This is a genomic window from Ramlibacter sp. P4_H7, assembly GCF_056400765.1.
The window spans coordinates 189,204-207,452 of sequence record NZ_JBFUKP010000008.1 but is presented as its reverse complement, the minus strand read 5'-3'; the positions used below and the strand labels follow the sequence as shown (position 1 = coordinate 207,452).

Annotated in this window: 17 protein-coding genes; all 17 read left to right on the top strand. The window is 69.5% G+C overall.

The genetic code is table 11. The features are described from left to right. Positions 1-803 (top strand): ABC transporter ATP-binding protein (locus tag AC1DSA_RS13600; protein WP_477889968.1); only part of this gene is annotated, 803 nt, incomplete at its 5' end. 2 nt (positions 804-805) lie between these two features. Next, a complete protein-coding gene (locus AC1DSA_RS13595) occupies positions 806-1,564 on the top strand; it encodes an ABC transporter ATP-binding protein (RefSeq protein ID WP_477889966.1) in 759 nt (252 codons plus the stop codon). 15 nt (positions 1,565-1,579) lie between these two features. Further along, entirely contained in the window at positions 1,580-2,353 is a 774-nt protein-coding gene (locus tag AC1DSA_RS13590; RefSeq protein WP_477889964.1) for an IclR family transcriptional regulator, read from the top strand. A 34-nt stretch (positions 2,354-2,387) separates the two neighbouring features. Then, positions 2,388-3,521, top strand: coding sequence for a thiolase family protein (locus AC1DSA_RS13585; RefSeq protein WP_477889962.1), 1,134 nt, complete (start codon positions 2,388-2,390; stop codon positions 3,519-3,521). Continuing rightward, complete coding sequence (locus AC1DSA_RS13580) at positions 3,518-3,883, top strand: Zn-ribbon domain-containing OB-fold protein (protein WP_477889960.1); 366 nt, start codon at positions 3,518-3,520, stop codon at positions 3,881-3,883. The genes AC1DSA_RS13585 and AC1DSA_RS13580 overlap by 4 nt, the downstream gene beginning before the upstream one ends. After that, positions 3,873-5,975 (top strand): acetate--CoA ligase family protein, encoded by a 2,103-nt coding sequence (locus AC1DSA_RS13575; RefSeq protein WP_477889958.1) that lies wholly within the window; start codon positions 3,873-3,875, stop codon positions 5,973-5,975. The genes AC1DSA_RS13580 and AC1DSA_RS13575 overlap by 11 nt, the downstream gene beginning before the upstream one ends. Then, complete coding sequence (locus tag AC1DSA_RS13570) at positions 5,975-7,330, top strand: acyclic terpene utilization AtuA family protein (protein WP_477889956.1); 1,356 nt, start codon at positions 5,975-5,977, stop codon at positions 7,328-7,330. Before AC1DSA_RS13575 ends, AC1DSA_RS13570 begins: the two co-directional genes overlap by 1 nt. A 4-nt stretch (positions 7,331-7,334) precedes the next feature. Continuing rightward, positions 7,335-7,697 (top strand): AtuA-related protein, encoded by a 363-nt coding sequence (locus AC1DSA_RS13565; RefSeq protein WP_477889954.1) that lies wholly within the window; start codon positions 7,335-7,337, stop codon positions 7,695-7,697. 11 nt (positions 7,698-7,708) lie between these two features. Further along, complete coding sequence (locus AC1DSA_RS13560) at positions 7,709-8,800, top strand: SDR family oxidoreductase (protein WP_477889952.1); 1,092 nt, start codon at positions 7,709-7,711, stop codon at positions 8,798-8,800. A 25-nt stretch (positions 8,801-8,825) separates the two neighbouring features. Next, positions 8,826-9,806 (top strand): Bug family tripartite tricarboxylate transporter substrate binding protein, encoded by a 981-nt coding sequence (locus AC1DSA_RS13555; RefSeq protein WP_477889950.1) that lies wholly within the window; start codon positions 8,826-8,828, stop codon positions 9,804-9,806. A 52-nt stretch (positions 9,807-9,858) separates the two neighbouring features. Next, positions 9,859-10,815 (top strand): tripartite tricarboxylate transporter substrate binding protein, encoded by a 957-nt coding sequence (locus tag AC1DSA_RS13550; protein WP_477889948.1) that lies wholly within the window; start codon positions 9,859-9,861, stop codon positions 10,813-10,815. A gap of 186 nt (positions 10,816-11,001) precedes the next feature. Beyond that, a complete protein-coding gene (locus AC1DSA_RS13545; RefSeq protein WP_477889946.1) occupies positions 11,002-11,700 on the top strand; it encodes a TetR/AcrR family transcriptional regulator in 699 nt (232 codons plus the stop codon). 5 nt (positions 11,701-11,705) lie between these two features. After that, entirely contained in the window at positions 11,706-13,502 is a 1,797-nt protein-coding gene (locus tag AC1DSA_RS13540; protein ID WP_477889944.1) for an acyl-CoA dehydrogenase C-terminal domain-containing protein, read from the top strand. Beyond that, positions 13,499-13,924 carry a DUF2147 domain-containing protein gene (locus AC1DSA_RS13535; protein WP_477889942.1) on the top strand — a complete coding sequence of 142 codons (426 nt, stop codon included), beginning with the start codon at positions 13,499-13,501 and terminating at the stop codon, positions 13,922-13,924. The genes AC1DSA_RS13540 and AC1DSA_RS13535 overlap by 4 nt, the downstream gene beginning before the upstream one ends. A gap of 108 nt (positions 13,925-14,032) precedes the next feature. Continuing rightward, positions 14,033-16,489: a 3-hydroxyacyl-CoA dehydrogenase/enoyl-CoA hydratase family protein gene (locus AC1DSA_RS13530; RefSeq protein ID WP_477889940.1), complete on the top strand. Its 2,457-nt coding sequence runs from the start codon at positions 14,033-14,035 to the stop codon at positions 16,487-16,489. A 107-nt stretch (positions 16,490-16,596) separates the two neighbouring features. Further along, positions 16,597-16,935 (top strand): DUF559 domain-containing protein, encoded by a 339-nt coding sequence (locus tag AC1DSA_RS13525; RefSeq protein WP_477889938.1) that lies wholly within the window; start codon positions 16,597-16,599, stop codon positions 16,933-16,935. A gap of 21 nt (positions 16,936-16,956) precedes the next feature. Next, positions 16,957-18,162, top strand: coding sequence for an acetyl-CoA C-acyltransferase (locus AC1DSA_RS13520; RefSeq protein ID WP_477889936.1), 1,206 nt, complete (start codon positions 16,957-16,959; stop codon positions 18,160-18,162). Positions 18,163-18,249 lie beyond the last annotated feature (87 nt).

The following is an 18,249-nucleotide window of genomic DNA, read 5'->3' as shown; positions in this document are numbered from 1 at the left end:
ACCCGCCGCTCGCCGAGGCGCCGGCGGCGGACGCCGCGGCGGCGCGCGCGGCCGAACTGCGGGCCGAGCACGTCACCAAGCACTTCGGCGGCCTCAACGCGCTCGACGATGTCTCCCTGGACCTGCGGCCGGGCGAGGTGCATGGCCTCATCGGCCCCAACGGCAGCGGCAAGACCACGCTGCTGAACCTGCTGTCCGGCTACTACCAGCCCAGCGCCGGCGCCATCCGCCTGGGCGACGAGGACCTGTCGGCCGCGCCCGTGCAGCGCCGCGCGCGCGCCGGCATCGCGCGGACCTTCCAGAAGCCACGCCTGCTGCCGATGCTGTCGGTGCTGGAGAACGCGGTGCTGGGCGCCTGGCCGCATGCGCGCTCGGGCTTTCTCGCCACCACCTTCGCGCTGCCCTCGGTGGCGCGCGAGGACAAGGCCCTGCTGGCGCGCGCGACCGAGCTGCTGCACGGCGTGGGCCTGGGCCATGTACTGCACCGGCGCGCCAACCTGCTGGACCACGCGGAGCAGCGCTTCCTGGAGATCGCCCGCGGCCTGGCGATGCGGCCGAAGTTCATCCTGCTGGACGAACCCGCCGGCGGCCTGACGCCGCAGGAGATCGAGCACCTGGCCAACGTCGTGCGCACGCTGCGCGACGCCGGCATCGGCGTGCTGCTGGTCGAACACCACACCGACTTCGTGTTCCGCATCTGCGACCGCGTCACGACGCTCAACGTCGGCCGCATGATCCGCCACGGCCTGCCCGACGAGGTGCGCCAGGACCCCGAAGTGATCCGCGTCTACCTGGGAGCCTGAGCATGAGCGCATCGCAACGCACGCGTCCCGCGGAAGTGCTTCTGTCCGTCGAGGACCTGCACGTCGCCTACGGCAAGGCGGAGGTGGTGCACGGCGTCTCGCTGGACGTGCGCAAGGGCGAGTTCGTCGTGATCCTGGGCCGCAACGGCGCGGGCAAGAGCACGCTGCTGCACGCGGTGTCGGGGCTCATCCCCAAGCGCTCGGGCCGCGTGCGCTTCGCCGGCCGCGACATCACGCAGCTGGCGCCGCGCGAGATCGTGCAGGCCGGCGTGGTGCAGGTGCTGGAAGGCCACCGCGTGTTCCACAGCCTGTCGGTGGAGGACAACCTGCTGATCGGCACCTACGCGCATGCGCCGCACGGCGACCGCGGCAAGCTCGATCGCATCTACGCGCTGTTCCCCGAGATGGCGGAGCGCCGCCACCAGATGGCCTCGCGCCTGTCGGGCGGCCAGCAGCAGATCCTGGCGGTGGCGCAGGGCGTGATCGGCGACCCGCAGCTGCTGATCCTGGACGAGCCCTCCAGCGGCCTGGCGCCGATGGTGATCGACCGCATCCTCGACGTCGCCTCGCAGCTGTGCGCCAGCGGCCTGGCCATCCTGCTGGTCGAGCAGCTGGTGGACAAGGCCCTGCGGCACGCGCGCTATGCCTACCTGATGGAGACCGGGCGCGTCGCCACCTCCGCCTTCTCCGAGGACTTGCGCGAGGGCGACCTGATCCACCGCGTCTACCTCGGTGGCGGGCAAGCGGCCGCCACGGCCTGATTCCTGTTTTCCAAGATGTACCAAGCCTCCAGCACGAATGCGCCGCAGAAGGTCTGCCGCATCCTGAAGATCCTGTCCAACCCGGAGTCCCTGCGGCTGGCCGACATCGCCGCCGGGGCCGAGCTCAGCGCGCCGACCTGCCTGCGCATCCTGGACACGCTGATCGAGGAGGGCTTCGTGCGCCGCGATCCCGCCAACGCCAAGCGCTACCTGCTGGGCAACCAGGCACTGCTGCTGGGGCTGGCGATGCAGGGCCGCGACCACATCCGCGATCGCGCGCGGCCCGCGCTGGTGCGGCTGGCTGCGCTGAGCGGCGACACCGCGCTGCTGTCGACGCGGCATGGCCTGGAGTCGGTCTGCATCGACCGCGAGTTCGGCAGCTTCCCGATCCGCGCCAACTACCTCGACATCGGCAGCCGCCGGCCGCTGGGCGCGGGCGCGGGCAGCCTGGCGCTGCTGGCGTGGCTGCCGCCGGACGAGTGCGAGACGGTGATCGAACTGATCAAGCCGCGGTTGGCCGAGCGCTACCCGCGGATCCCGCCGCAGCGCCTGCGCGAGGAGGTCCAGCGCTCGCGCGACAACGGCTATGCGCTGCTGCTGGACGTGGTGGTGGAGCAGATGGGAGGGGTGGCGGTGCCGATCTTCGGCGCCGACGGCCGACCGTCCGCGGCGCTGAGCATCGCGGCGCTGAGCGACCGCATCCTCTCGCGCCTGCCGATGCTGGTGAAGGGCTTGCAGCAGGAAGCCGGCGAGCTGTCCGCCAACGAACCGCAACTGGAGGCGGCATGAGCGCCGCCCGGACCAGCGTGGGGGAGGGCATCCAATGAGCTGGCTGGTGGGCAGCGGCCTCACCCGCTATGGGCGGCACGAAGGCCGCAACAGCCTGGACCTGATGGCGCAGGCCGGCACTCTCGCGCTGGCCGATGCGGGACTGGCCCGGCAGGACATCGACGGCCTGCTGTGCGGCTACTCCACGACGCTGCCGCACCTGATGCTGGCCACGCTGTTCGCCGAACACTTCGGCCTGCACCCGCGCTACGCGCACACCGTGCAGATGGGTGGCGCCACCGGCATGGGCCTGGTGATGCTCGCGCACCATCTGGTGCGCTCGGGCGCTGCCCGCCGCATCCTGGTGGTCGGCGGGGAGAACCGCATGACCGGCCAGAGCCGCGATTCGGTGGTGCAGGTGCTGGCCCAGGTCGGCCACCCCGTCTACGAGGTGCCGCTGGGCGCGAGCATCCCGGCCTACTACGGGCTGGTGGCCTCGCGCTACATGCACGCCTTCGGCAACAGCGAACGCGACTTTGCCGCGCTGGCGGTGCTGATGCGGGCGCACGCGTCGCGGCACGAGGGCGCGCAGTTCCGCACGCCGATCACCGAGGACGAGGTGCTGGCCTCGCGTCCGATCGCCACCCCGCTCAAGCTGCTGGATTGCTGCGCCACCGCCGACGGCGCCTGTGCCCTGGTCGTCTCGGCCGAACCCGGCGGCGCGAATGCGGTGCGCATCCTCGGCGCCGCGCAGCACCACAACGCGCAGCACATCAGCGCCATGGACGACCTGACCACCCTGGGCGCGGGCGCCTGCACCGCGCGCGCCTTGCAGGACGCCGGCCGCAGCCTCGCCGACGTCGAGTACGCCGGCATCTATGACAGCTTCACCATCACGCTGACCATGCTGCTGGAGGAGATCGGCCTGGCGCCGCGCGGCCGGGCCGGCGCCTGGGCGCGCGAGGGCCGCTTCGGCCGCGAGGGCGCCGTGCCGCTCAACCTGCACGGCGGCCTGCTGTCCTATGGGCACTGCGGCGTGGCCGGAGCGATGGCGCACCTGGCCGAAGCTCACCTGCAGATCACGGGCCGCGCCGGCGAACGCCAGGCCGCCCGCGCGGGCGTGGCGCTGCTGCATGCGGATGGCGGCGTGCTGTCCTCGCACGTGAGCCTGGTGATGGAGAAGGCATGAACCAGCCGATGCAAGCGCAAGGCGCCGACGGCCGGCTGCAGTACCAGCGCTGCGGGGGCTGCGGCAACGTCTGGTACTTCCAGCGCGACTTCTGTCCCGCCTGCGGCCACGCGCCACCGCAGACACTCGCCGCCGACGGTGCGGGCACGCTGCACGCCAGCACGCTGGTGCATCGCGCGCCCTCCGAGGAATTCAAGTCCCTGCTGCCCTACAGCATCGTGCTGGTGGACCTGCGTGAAGGCTTCCGGGTCATGGGGCATGCCGAGCCCGGCCTCGCCCTGGACACGCCCGTGCGCTGCCAGATGCGCGCCATCTCCGGCCGCCTGCTTCCCTATTTCGTGAAGGATCCCGATGCCGCCTGATCCCCGCGCCGCCCTGCGCCGCGCGCTCGCTCCCCGCTCGATCGCCGTGATCGGCGCCTCCGACAACGCCCACAAGATCGGCGGCCGGCCGATCGCCTACCTGTCCCGCTTCGGCTACCAGGGCAAGGTGTTCCCCATCAATCCGGCGCGCGCCGAAGTGCAGGGGCTGCGCAGCTACCAGGGCCTGCAGGACCTGCCGGAAGTTCCGGACGTGGCGATCATCGCGGTGCCGGGCGACCTGGCCGTGCAGGCCGTGGACGAGTGCGCGAGCGCCGGCGTCTCGGTCGGCATCATCATGAGCTCCGGCTTCGGCGAGGTCCACGAGCAGGGCAAGCAGCAGGAACGCGCCATGCGCGAGCGCGCGCGCGCCGCCGGCATGCGCCTGGTCGGGCCCAACTCGCAGGGCCTGGCCAACTTCGGCACCGGCGCCGTGCTGAGCTTCTCGACGATGTTCACCGAGGTGCAGCCGGCCGACGGCCCGATTGGCATCGTCAGCCAGAGCGGCGCGATGGCCGTCATTCCCTATGGTCTCCTGCGCGAGCGCGGCCTGGGCGTGCGCCACTCGCACGCCACCGGCAACGACTGCGACGTCACCGTGTGCGAACTGGCGGCCGTGGTCGCGGAAGACCCCGAGCTCAAGCTGCTGCTGCTGTACCTGGAGGGCATCCCGGACCCGTGGAACCTGGCCGAGGCGGCGCGCGTGGCGCGGGAGCGCGACCTGCCCATCGTGGTGCTCAAGTCCGGCCGCACCGCGGCCGGCCAGGTGGCGGCGCAGTCGCACACCGGCGCGCTGGCCAACGAGGACCGCACGGTCGACGCCTTCCTGCGCGAGCACGGTATCCTGCGCGCCGACTCGATGGCCGACCTGGTGAACAGCGCGCCGCTGTACCTGCAGGGCTGGCGGCCGCGGGGCCGGCGGCTGGTGGCGATCAGCAATTCCGGCGCCGTCTGCGTGCTCACCGCCGACGCGGCCACGCAGGCCGGCATGCCGCTGGAGCCGCTGCAGGAGTCCACGCAGGACGCGCTGCGCGGCATCCTTCCCGGCTTCGCCACCGTGCGCAATCCGGTGGACATCACCGCGGCGCTGCTGACCAACAGCGGACTGTTCGGCGGCATCCTGCCGCCGATCTCGCGCGATCCCGCAGCCGACGCCTTCCTGATCGGCATCGCCGTGGCCGGCGCCGGCTACGACGTGGATGCCTTCTCGCGCGACGCCGCGAACTTCGCCGCCGAGACCGGCAAGCCGCTGGTGATGGCGGCCCCGCAGAAGAGCATCGCCGGGCAGTTCAAGAAGCACGGCCTGGTGGTCTTCCCGACCGAGGGCGAGGCGGTGCACGCGCTGGGCCTGTACCTGACGCACATGGCGTTGCTGGAAGAGACGCGGGCGCGCGCGCCGGCACTGCCGCAACCGCCGAAACCGCCGGAAGGCGCACAGCTGCTGGATGAAGCGTCCAGCCTCGCCCTGCTGGCGAGCCGCGGCGTGCCCGTGGTCCCGCACCGCCTATGCACGAGCGAGGAAGAGGCTGCCGCCGCGTTCGCGCAGCTGGGTTCGGTGCGCGTGGTGGTCAAGGGCTGCACGGCCGAGGCCTCGCACAAGAGCGAGCTGGGGCTGGTGCGGCTGGGCATCGCCGACGCGCAGGGCGTGCGCGAAGCGTTCCGCGCCATGCAGGCAGCCGCCAGCAAGGCAAACATCGTACTGAGCGGCGTCATCGTCGCGGCCCAGGACAGCGGCCTGCGCGAGCTGATGATCGGCGCGCGCATCGACCCCGTGTTCGGCCCGGTGGTGCTGGTGGGCGACGGCGGCAAGTACGTCGAGGCCATGCCCGACGTGCAGGTGTTGCTGGCGCCCTTCACCTCCGCACAGGTGGAGCAGGCGCTGCGCCGCCTGCGCATCGCGCCGCTGCTCGATGGCGTGCGCGGCGAACCGCCGATGGACGTGCCCGCCTTCTGCGAGGCCGCCGTCGCCGTCGGCCAGCTCATGTCGGATCCCCAGGCTGGCATCGGCCAGCTGGATGTCAACCCCGTGATGGTGCGCCCGCGCGGCCAGGGCTGCGTGGCGCTCGACGCCGTCGTCTACCAAAGGAAAACCTGATGAAACCATCCATCCGCATCGGTGCCGGCGCCGCCTGGTGGGGCGACCGGGTCGAGCCCGCCAAGCTGAATGCCGACCGCGGCGAGCTGGACTACCTGTGCTTCGAGACCATGGCCGAAGCCACGGTGTCGGCGGCGCAGGTGCGCGCCCGCCGCGATCCCTCGTTCGAGGGCTACGACACCTACCTGGACGACCGCATGCAGGCGGTGCTGCCCGGGTGCATGAAGAACGGCACCCGCATCATCAGCAACCAGGGCTGGATCAACCCGGACGCCGCCGCCAGGCGCATCGTCCACTGGCTGCAGCAGATGGGGCACAAGGGCGTGAAGGTGGCGTCGGTCAACGGCAGCCTGATCACCGACCGGGTGCTGTCGCTCACGCAGAAGATCATGGAAAACGGCCAGCCGACCGCGACTCTGGCGCCCACCCTGATCTCGGCCGAGGCCTACCTCGGTGCCGAGCCGATCGTGCAGGCGCTGGCCGCCGGCGCGCAGATCGTGGTGACCGGCCGCGTGGCCGACCCCTCGATCTTCATGGCGCCGATGATGTTCGAGTTCGGCTGGTCGCCCAGCGACTGGGCCAAGCTGGGGCAGGGCATGGGCATCGGCCACCTGATGGAATGCGGCGCTCAGGTCACCGGCGGCTACTTCAGCGACCCCGGATTCAAGGACGTGCCCGAGCCCTGGAACTTCGGCTTCCCGATCGCCGAGGTGCAGCCCGACGGCACCACCGTGCTCACCAAGGTGGCCGGCACCGGCGGCGACGTCAACCTGCGCACGGTCAAGGAGCAGATGCTGTACGAGGTGCACGACCCGGCGAACTACCTGACGCCGGACGTGGTGGTGGACTTCACCAGCGCCAAGCTGGAGCAGGTGGGCCCGTCCCGCGTCAAGGTCTCGGGCATAGCCGGCAAGCCGCGCACGCCCACGCTGAAGGTCTCCATCGGCTGCACCGAAGGCTTCATCGGCGAGGACATGTTCTTCTACGCGGGCCCCGGCGCGCTGCGCCGCGCCGAACTGGCCAAGAAGATCCTGACCGAGCGCTTCCGCATCGTCGGCCTGGAGGCCGAGGAGGTGCGCATCGACTTCCTGGGCCTGAACGCCATCCACGGCGCGGCCACGCCGGCCGATGCGCCCGAGCCCTACGAGATCGCCGTGCGCGTGGCCGCGCGCACCAGGACGCGCGAGCAGGCCAACAAGGTCGGCCGCGAGGTCGACGGCATGGCCGTCAGCGGCATCGGCCACACCGGCAAGCGCGTGCCGCACGCGGACCGCGTGCGCGAGGTGATCGGCGTCTGGTCCTCGCTGGTGCCGCGCGAGGCGGTGCCGGCCTCCATCTCCTATTTCGAAAGCTGAAGCCATGAAAGTGAAACTGCAGCACGTGGCCCACACCCGCTCCGGCGACAAGGGCGACACCTCCAACATCGCGGTGTTCGCATTCGAACCGGAGTTCTATCCCCTGCTGAAGGACCAGCTGAGCGCCGAGCGCTTCAAGGCCTTCTACAAGGGCGCGATCCGTGGCGAGGTGACCCGCTACGAGGCGCCCAACATCGACGCCTTCAACTTCGTTTGCCAGGGCGCGCTGGGCGGCGGCGTCTCGCGCAGCCTGTGCCTGGACAACTACGGCAAGGCGCTGTCCGCGGCGGTGCTGGGCTTCGAGATCGAGGTGCCGGACGCGCTGCGCGGCAAGCTGCACGGGCAGCAACTGCTCGCCAAGGCCTGAGGGGACGGCACATGGCCAGCCGCAAGAAACACACGATCCTGATTGCCGGCGCCAGCGGCGTCGTGGGCAAGGCCGCCACCGAGCACTTCGCTGCGCAGCCGGATTTCCAGGTGCTGGCGCTGTCGCGCCGGCCCTTCCCGCTGCCCGAGGGCGCAATCCACGTGCCGCTGGATCTCACCGACGCGAACGCCTGCGCGGCCGCCGCCGACGGCCTGGCGGGCGTGACGCACGTGCTGTTCGCGGCGCTGTTCGAGCTGCCGGAGCTGGTGGCGGGCTGGCGCGACGAGCGCCAGATGAAGACCAACGAGGCCATGCTGCGCAACCTGCTCGATGCACTCGAAGCAAAGGCGAAGGGCCTGCGCCACGTCACGATCATGCAGGGCACCAAGGCCTACGGCGGCCACGTGGAGCCGGCGCGGGTGCCGGCCAAGGAACGCTGGCCGCGGCACAACCACGCCAACTTCTACTGGCTGCAGGAGGACATGCTGCGCGAGCGCCAGCCGCACGCGGCCTGGACCTTCTCCATCCTGCGGCCGCAGCTGGTGTTCGGCTACGCGGTCTCCAGTCCCATGAACATCGTCGGCGCGATCGGCGCGTATGCCGCGATCCAGCGCGAGCTGGGGCAGCCGCTGCACTTCCCTGGCGGCGGGCGCTACATCAACGCCGCCAGCGACGCGCGGCTGATCGCGCAGGCCGCGCACTTCTGCGCGACGCACGAGGTGGCCGCCAACGAGACCTACAACGTCATCAACGGCGACATGCTGGTGTGGCAGGACATCTGGGGCTCGATCGCGGCGCGCTTCGGCATGGAGCGTGGCGACGACGTGCCGCTGTCGCTCACCGACGCCATGCCAGGGCGCGAGGACACCTGGCAGCGCGTGGTCGAACGCCACGGGCTGCAGCGGCTGACGCTGCAGCAGATGATCGGCAGCTCGTGGCAGTTCACCGACCGCGCGCTGGGCCACGGCCTGCAGCGCCCGGCCGATTCGGTGCTCAGCCCCATCAAGCTGCACCAGCACGGCTTCCACGGCTGCATGGACACCGAGGATTCCTTCCACGACTGGCTGGAGCGCATGCAGCAGGCCAGGCTGTTGCCCCGCTGAACCCGACAAGAACCAGGAGACAAGCATGCATGCATTCAAGCGCCGGGTGGCGCTCGCCCTCGCTGCCGCGGCGCTGACGCCCGGCTGGGCAGTCGCGCAGGCGCAACCCCGCATCGACCGGCCCATCAAGATCGTGGTGCCCTATCCGCCGGGGGGCACCAGCGACCTGCTGGCGCGCACCGTCGGGGCGCGCCTGTCCGAGCGCCTCGGGCAACCGGTGGTGATCGACAACAAGGCCGGCGCCGGCGGCGTGGTGGGATCGCAGCAGGTGTCCAAGGCCGCGCCCGACGGCACCACGCTGCTGCTGTCCACCATCGCCAGCCACGGCATCATCCCGGCGCTGCAGAAGACGCCGCCCTACGACCCGGTGCGCGACTTCACGCCGATCACCATCATCGCCGGCACGCCCAACGTGCTGCTGGTCAACAAGGACCTGCCGGTGCGCACGCTGGAGGACTTCCTGGCGCTGGCGCGCAGCAAGCCGGGCGCGCTGAGCTTCGGTTCCACCAGCCAGGGCGGCTCGCCGCACATGAGCGGCGAACTGCTCAAGGTGACCGCCAAGATCGACATGCTGCACGTACCGTACAAGGGCGGCGGGCCGATGCTGATCGACCTGATGGGCGGCCAGGTGCCCGCGGCCTTCGACAACCTGCCCTCGGCGATGGCCCACATCCGCGGCGGCAAGGTGCGCGCGCTGGCCGTCACCACCAGCAAGCGCTGGCCCACCGCGCCGGAGATCCCGACGATGGCCGAGGCCGGCGTGCCCGGCTACGAGATGTCCGCCTGGTTCGGCCTGATGGGTCCCCCCGGCATTTCCAAGCCGCTCCAGCAGATGCTCTACAAGGAAGTGGCCGCGATCCTGCAGGAGCCGGAGACCGCCAAGAAGCTGCTGGAGCTGGGCGCGGACCCGAGCGGCATCACGCCCGACGAATTCGCCCGCTTCCTTGCCAGCGAGCGCGAGAAGTGGACGCGCGTCGGCGCCGCGTCCGGCGTGAAGCTGGAATGAGCGAGCGCAAGGCGGCCCGCGGATCAGAACGAACCTTGCAGGAGACAGTGCAATGACATGGTGGATTCCCCTCGCGCTGGCGCTGCTGGCGCCGGTGCAGGCGCTGGCGCAGGCCTGGCCCGCGAAGCCCGTGAAGCTGGTGGTGCCGTACCCGCCCGGCGGCCCCACGGACATCGTGGCGCGCGTCGTTGCCGAGCGGCTGCAGGCGCAGACCGGCCAGCCCTTCATCGTGGACAACCGGCCGGGTGCCGGCGGCAACCTGGGCGCCGACGCGGTCGCCAAGGCGCCGGCCGACGGCTACACGCTGCTGGTGGCGACCACCGCCCATGCGATCAACAAGACGCTGTTCAAGAACCTGACCTACGACGTGCAGCGCGACTTCGTGCCGGTGTCGCTGCTGACGCAGGGCCCGCTGGTGCTGGTGGTGCATCCCGACTTTCCGGCCAAGAGCGTGGCGGAGCTGATCGCGCTGGCCAAGGCCAAGCCGAAGTCGGTGAGCTTCGCCTCCTCGGGCAACGGGCAGTCCACGCACCTGTCGGCCGAGCTGTTCGCCAGCATGGCCGGCGCACCCATGACCCACGTTCCGTACAAGGGCAGTGCGCCGGCGCTGAACGACCTGATCGCCGGCCAGGTGCCGGTGATGTTCGACACCATGCTGTCCGCCATGCCGTTCGTGAAGGCGGGCAAGCTGCGCGCGCTGGCCATCACCGGCGCGCAGCGCTCGCCGGCGGCGCCGGAGCTGCCGACGATCGCCGAGTCCGGCCTGCCCGGCTACCAGGCCTATGCCTGGAACGGGCTGCTCGCGCCCGCGGGCACGCCGGCGGCCGTGCTCGCCCGCGTGAGCGAGGAGCTCAAGGCGGCGCTGGCGCAGCCCGCGGTGCAGGAACGGTTCGCGGCCCAGGGCTTCGCGGCCACGTGGACGCCGCCGGCGGAGGCCGCGAGCTTCCTGAAGAACGAAGTGGACAAGTGGGGCCGGACCGTGCAGCAGTCGGGTGCCAAGGTGGAGTAGCGACCCCCGACCGCAGGGCGTACGGCCGGGGCGGGCCGTGCGCGCCAGGGGATGAGCTTGCGCAGGCGGGCCCCTTGACGGCGCGGTGCGCCGTCGCCGCTTTGGAGTCCCCTCCCTAGCCGACCCCACCCGGATCGGCGGAAATGCTGCAGAATAGAACGATCGTTCGTTTTATTTGGCCTGCCCATGTCCGTCACCCCCCTGCCGCTGAAGTCCGCCCGTGCCCGGGAAGGCAAAGCCTTGCACAAGGGCCAGCAGACCAAGGCGGCGATCGTCGACGCGGCGCTGGGGCTGGCCACGCAGATCGGGCTGGAAGGCCTGTCGATCGGCGCGCTGGCCGAGGTCACGCAGATGAGCAAGTCGGGCGTGTTCGCCCACTTCGGCTCGCGCGAGGAACTGCAGATCTCCGTGATCCGCGAGTACCACCAGCGATTCGAACAGGAAGTGTTCTATCCGGCGATGAGCGAGCCGCGCGGCCTGCCGCGCCTGCGCGCCATGTTCGCCAACTGGATGCAGCGCACCTCGGTCGAACTGGACTCGGGCTGCATCTACATCAGCGGCGCCGTGGAGTTCGACGACCGTCCCGGCCCGGTGCGCGATGCGCTCGCCTGGTCGGTGCAGACCTGGCACACGGCAATGAAGCGCGCGATCGCGATCGCCAAGGAAGAAGGCCACCTCGACGGCGCGACCGACGAGGAGCAGATGCTGTTCGAGATCCATGGCCTGATCCTCGCGCTGCACTACGAGGCCCGTTTCCTCAAGAACCCCGGTTCGATCGCCCGTGCCCACACGGGCTTCGAAAACATCCTGCGGCGCTACGGCGCCGCGCAGTCCCCGCGACTTTCCAGCAAATCCGCCCGATCGGCCAAGAGCGCCAAGGAGTAAACAAGATGCCCACGTACACGCCGCCGCTGCGCGACATGCAGTTCGTCATCCACGAGGTGCTGAACCTCACCGAGGAACTCAAGGCCTGCCCGCGCCACGCCGACATCGACGTCGACACCATCAACGCGGTGCTGGAAGAAGGTGGCAAGTTCGCCGCCGAAGTGACCTTCCCGCTGAACATCGCCGGCGACGAGCAGGGCTGCACGCTGGACAAGGAGACCCACGAGGTCACCACGCCCGCCGGTTTCAAGGATGCCTACGCCAGGTACGTCGAAGGCGGCTGGCCTTCGCTGTCCTGTGATCCGGACTTCGGCGGCCAGGGCCTGCCCTTCGTGCTGAACCAGTGTTTCTACGAAATGCTGAACAGCGCCAACCAGGCGTGGACCATGTACCCGGGCCTGTCGCACGGTGCCTACGAGGCGCTGCATGCGCATGGCACCGACGAACAGAAGAAGCTGTTCCTGCCCAAGCTGGTCTCGGGCGAGTGGACCGGCACCATGTGCCTGACCGAGCCGCACTGCGGCACCGACCTGGGGATGCTGCGCACCAAGGCCGAACCGCAGGCCGACGGCACCTACAAGCTGACCGGCAACAAGATCTTCATCTCCGCCGGCGAGCACGACATGGCGGAGAACATCATCCACCTGGTGCTCGCGCGCCTGCCGGATGCGCCGCAGGGCAGCAAGGGCATTTCGCTGTTCCTGGTGCCCAAGTTCAAGGTGAAGGCGGACGGCTCGATGGGCGAGCGCAACCCGATCTTCTGCGGCGGCCTGGAGCACAAGATGGGCATCCACGGCAACGCGACGGCGCAGCTGGTGCTCGACGGCGCCGTCGGCACGCTGGTGGGCGAGCCGAACAAGGGCCTGCCGGCGATGTTCGTGATGATGAACGCCGCGCGCCTCGGTGTCGGCAACCAGTCGCTGGGCCTGACCGAAGTGGCGTACCAGAACGCGCTGGCCTACGCCAAGGACCGCATCCAGATGCGCTCGCTGTCCGGCCCGAAGGCCAAGGACAAGCCGGCCGACCCGATCATCGTGCACCCCGACGTGCGCAAGATGCTGCTGACCGCCAAGGCCTACGCCGAGGGTGGCCGCGCGATGGCGATCTACTGCACGATGCTGCTGGACAAGGAGCTGTACCACCCCGACGAGAAGGTGCGCAAGGACAGCGGCGAGATCGTCGCGCTGCTCACGCCGATCGTGAAGGCCTTCCTGACCGACAACGGCCACACCGCCACCAATGCCTGCATGCAGGTGTTCGGCGGTCACGGCTACATCAAGGAGTCGGGGATGGAGCAGTTCGTGCGGGACAACCGCATCAACATGATCTACGAAGGCACGAACACCGTGCAGTCGCTCGACCTGCTGGGCCGCAAGGTGCTGGGCAACAACGGCGCCACGCTGAAGAAGTTCGGCAAGCTGGTGGCGCAACTGGTGGAGGAAGAGGGCGTCAACGAGAAGATGGCCGAGTTCATCAACCCCGTGGCCTATCTCGGTGACCAGATCACCAAGTTCACCACCGAGCTGGGCTTCAAGGCCTTCCAGAATGCCGACGAAGTGGGCGGCGCCGCGGTGGACTACCTGCGCGTGCTGGGCCACCTGGTGTTCGGCTACTTCTGGGCGCGCATGGCGCAGGTCGCGCTGCGCGAGATCGAGGCCGGCAACACCGATCCGTTCTACCAGGCCAAGCTGCAGACGGCGCGCTTCTACTTCGCGCGCCTGTTCCCCGAGACCGCGACGCTGATGCGCACCGCGCGCTCGGGCGTGAAGAACCTGCTCGACACGGACGCGGCCCTGGCATGAAAAGACTCGTCACCTTCCTCGTGGCCGCCGCTGCCGGTGTCGCATTCGCGCAGACCAGCCCCGTGGGCCTGTGGCGCAGCGTCGACGACAAGACCGGCGATGCGAAGGCCGAAATCCGCATCGTCGAGAACGCCGGCGTGCTGAACGGCCGCATCGAGAAGACCCTGAAGAAGGACGCCAAGCCGACCTGCGAGGAGTGCAAGGACGAGCGCAAGGGCCAGGCGATCCAGGGGCTGGAGATCATCCGCGGCGCGAAGAAGGCCGAGGGCCAGGACGTGTGGGAGCACGGCAAGATCCTCGACCCCGAAAACGGCAAGGAATACACGCTGAAGCTCGCGCCCATCGACGCCGGCCAGAAGCTGCAGGTGCGCGGCTTCATCGGCCCCTTCTATCGCACGCAGACCTGGGTGCGGGTTCAATAGGTTTCGGTATTTCCCTCCCCCGCTGGGGGAGGGCAGGGTGGGGGCGCTCTTCGCGCTAAGGGCGCCCCCACCCAACCCTCCCCCGGTGGGGGAGGGAGAAAGGCAGAAATGTACAAAGATCAAGACGAACAGGCCGCGGTCCGCGCGGCCGCCGCCGAGGCCGCCCGCCAGCGCTTCCAGGTGAAGAAGGTCGCGGTGCTGGGCGCCGGCGTGATGGGCGCGCAGATCGCCGCCCACCTGGTAAACGTGAAGGTGCCGGTGGTGCTGTTCGACCTGCCGGCCAAGGAAGGCCCCAAGAGCGGCATCGTCACCAAGGCGATCGAAGGGCTCAAGAAGCTCAAGCCCTCGCCGCTGGGCGTGCCCGAGGATGCCGCGCTGATCCAGCCGGCGAACTACGAGGAGCACATGGCGCTGCTGGGCGAGTGCGACCTGGTGATCGAGGCGATCGCCGAGCGCATGGACTGGAAGCTGGACCTGTACAAGAAGATCGCGCCGCACGTGGCGCCGCATGCGATCCTCGCGTCCAACACCTCGGGCCTGTCGATTACCAAGTTGTCCGAAGCGCTGCCCGAGGCGATCAAGCCGCGCTTTTGCGGCATCCACTTCTTCAATCCGCCGCGCTACATGGTGCTGGTGGAGCTGATCGCGACGCCGACGACCGATCCCGCGATCGTCGACCAGCTGGAAAGCTTCGTCACCAGCGGCCTCGGCAAGGGCGTCGTGCGCGCCAAGGACACGCCCAACTTCATCGCCAACCGCGTGGGCATCGCCGGCATGCTGGCGACGATGCGCGAGGTGGAGAAGTACGGCCTCACCTTCGACGTGGTCGACGACCTCACCGGCAAGAAGCTGGGCCGCGCCTCCAGCGGCACCTTCCGCACCGCAGACGTCGTGGGCCTGGACACGATGGCGCACGTCATCAAGACGCTGCAGGACACGCTGTCGCCCGAGACCGATCCCTTCTACGGCAGCTTCGGCACGCCGGAGGTTCTGAAGAAGCTGCTGGAGCTGGGCAACCTCGGCCAGAAGAGCAAGGCCGGTTTCTACAAGAAGGTCGGGCGCGACATCCAGCGCTTCGAACTGGAGAGCGGATCCTACGTGTCCGCCGGCGAGAAGGCCGACGAGGTCTACGGCCGCATGCTGAAGAAGCCCGCGGGCGAGCGCCTGAAGCTGCTGCGCAATGCCAGCGGGCCGCAGGGCCAGTTCCTCTGGTCCATCCTGCGCAACGGCTTCCACTACGCCGCCGTGCACCTGGCCACCATCGCCGAGACCGCGCGCGACGTGGACCAGGCACTGCGCTGGGGCTTCGGCATGAAGCAGGGTCCGTTCGAGCTGTGGCAGGAGGCGGGCTGGCTGCAGGTGGCGCAGTGGATCCAGGAAGACATTGACGCCGGCAAGGCGCTGTCCAAGGAGCCATTGCCCAAGTGGGTGTTCGAGGGGCCGGTCGCGCAAGCGGGCGGCGTGCACACGGAGCAGGGCTCGTTCAATCCGACCACGGGGCAGTTCCAGCCGCGCCGCGTGCTGCCCGTCTACCGGCGCCAGCTGTTCCCGGAACTGCTGCGCGGCGAGGCCGGTCCGCGCTTCGAGACCGCGGGCACGACGCTGCACGAGGACAGGACCATCCGCCTGTGGACGCTGGACCACGAGGTGCTGATCGTCAGCCTGAAAACCAAGATGCACACCATCAGCCCCGAGGTGTGCGAAGGCCTGATGCAGGCGATCGAGCTGGCGGAGAAGGAGTACCAGGGCCTGGTGGTGTGGTCGGGCGACGAGCCCTTCAGCGCTGGCGCCGACCTCGAGTCCACGCTGCCCGCGTTCATCGCCGTGGGCGTGTCCGCGATCGAGGATGCGGAAGGCTTCATGCAGCAGACCATGCTGCGCCTGCGCTACGCCAGCGTGCCGGTGGTGTCCGCGATCCGCGGCCTGGCGCTGGGCGGCGGCTGCGAGCTGGGCCTGTACTCGGCCAGGCGCGTGGTCCACATGGAGAGCTACATCGGCCTGGTGGAAGTGGGGGTGGGCCTGGTGCCGGGCGCCGGCGGCCTGACCTACATCGCGCGCCGTGCGGCGGAGAATTCCGCCACCAGCACCGACAAGGACCTGCTGAAGTTCCTCACCGAGGGCTTCACCGCCGCGGCGATGGCCAAGGTGGGCACCAGCGCGATCGAATCGCGCAAGCTGGGCTACCTGCTGGACAGCGACATCATCGTGCCGCACAAGGACGAACTGCTGTACGTCGCGCTGCAGCAGGCGAAGGCGATGTTCGACGCCGGTTACCGGGCGCCGCACAAGCGCCTGTTTCCGGTCGCAGGGCGCAGCGCCAAGGCGACCATCCAGGGCCAGCTGGTCAACCTGCGCGACGGCGGCTTCGCCAGCGCGCACGACTTCCACATCGCCTCGCTGATCGCCAACGTGGTCACCGGCGGTGACGTCGACGCCAACACGCTGGTCAACGAGGAGTACCTGATGACGCTGGAACGCCAGGCCTTCTGCGCGCTGGTGCAGCACCCCAAGACGCAGGAGCGGATCTTGGGGATGCTGAGCACGGGGAAGCCGGTGCGGAATTGATGCTGTTCTGCTCTCCCTCCCCCGCTGGGGGAGGGTGGGGTGGGGGCGAGATGCAACACCAATCAACTCTCAAGGCACAGCGCAACGCCCGGGTTCTCCGAAGGGAGATGACCGAGTCGGAGCACAAGCTCTGGTGGGGCTTGCGTGCGGAGCAGTTGGGCGTGAAATTTCGTCGCCAGCACCCTCTGGGCAGCTACGTCGCGGACTTTGCATGCCTCGATCCGAAACTGCTCGTGGAACTGGACGGATCGCAACATGCGACCCATGTCGAATACGACCAGCGCCGGGACGCGTTCTTTCGTGAGCAGGGCTTCGCCGTCCTGCGATTTCCGACCGACGCGCCGTTCACCAACCTTGAAGGTGTGCGCACGGCGATTCTTGAACAACTGAAGATGTTGGCGGCGCGTGCCCCCACCCCAACCCTCCCCCAGCGGGGGAGGGAGTAGAGAAAGACAGGAGACTCTCTCGTGAAACAAATCCAGGACGCCTACATCGTCGCCGCCACCCGCTCGCCCATCGGGCGTTCGCACCGCGGTTTCCTGCGCAACATGCGGCCGGACGACCTGCTGGCCACCGTGCTGAAGTCGGCGATGGCGCAGGTGCCCGGGCTCGATCCGCACGCGGTGGAGGACATCATCTGCGGGTGCGCCATTCCCGAGGGGCCGCAGGGCCTGAACGTGGCGCGCGTCGCGGCGGTGCTCGCGGGCCTGCCCAAGAGCGTGGGCGGCATCACCGTCAACCGCTTCTGCGCCTCCGGCCTGGCCGCGGTGCAGATGGCCGCCGACCGCATCCGCGTCGGCGAGGCCGACGTGATGATCGCCGCCGGCACCGAGAGCATGAGCATGGTGCCCATGATGGGCAACTCGCCCTCGCTGTCGCCGACCATCTTTGCCAATCCCGACGACATCGAGAGCTACGGCATCGCCTACGGCATGGGACTCACCGCCGAGAAGGTGGCGCGGCAGTGGAAGGTGTCGCGCGATGCGCAGGACGCATTCGCCTGGCGCTCGCACATGAAGGCGATCGCCGCCATGCAGGCCGGCGAGTTCGCAGCCGAGATGACCGAGCTGGACGTGCCCGAGCGCTCGCTCGACCTGGAATCCGCCGAGGTTTCGGTGCGCACGCGCAAGCTCAGCCTCGACGAGGGAGCGCGCCCGGACACCACGGTGGAGACGCTGGGCAAGCTCAGGCCCGTGTTCGCCGCCCGTGGCAGCGTCACCGCCGGCAACAGCTCGCAGACTTCCGACGGCGCCGGCGCCCTGATCCTGGCCAGCGAGGCGGCGGTGAAGCGCTTCGGCCTGCAGCCGCTGGCGCGCTTCGTCAGCTATGCCAGCCGCGGGGTGCCGCCGCACATCATGGGCATCGGCCCCATCGAGGCGATCCCGGCGGCGCTGAAGAACGCGGGGCTGAAGCAGGACGACATCGACTGGATCGAGCTGAACGAAGCGTTCGCCGCGCAGTCGCTCGCCGTGATCGACACGCTCGGGCTCGACCCTTCGAAGGTGAACCCCATGGGCGGCGCGATTGCGCTGGGCCATCCCCTGGGCGCCACCGGGGCTATCCGCTCCGCGACAGTGGTGCACGCGCTGCGCCGCAAGAATCTGAAGTACGGCATGGTCACGATGTGCGTGGGCATGGGCCAGGGCGCGGCGGGGATCTTCGAGCGGGTCTGATGGGACTGGCTCCTTCCCCCTTTGGGGGAAGGTTGGGATGGGGGCGCTGGTGGCCTCACTCGTCCCACCATTACGTCGCACCGCGCC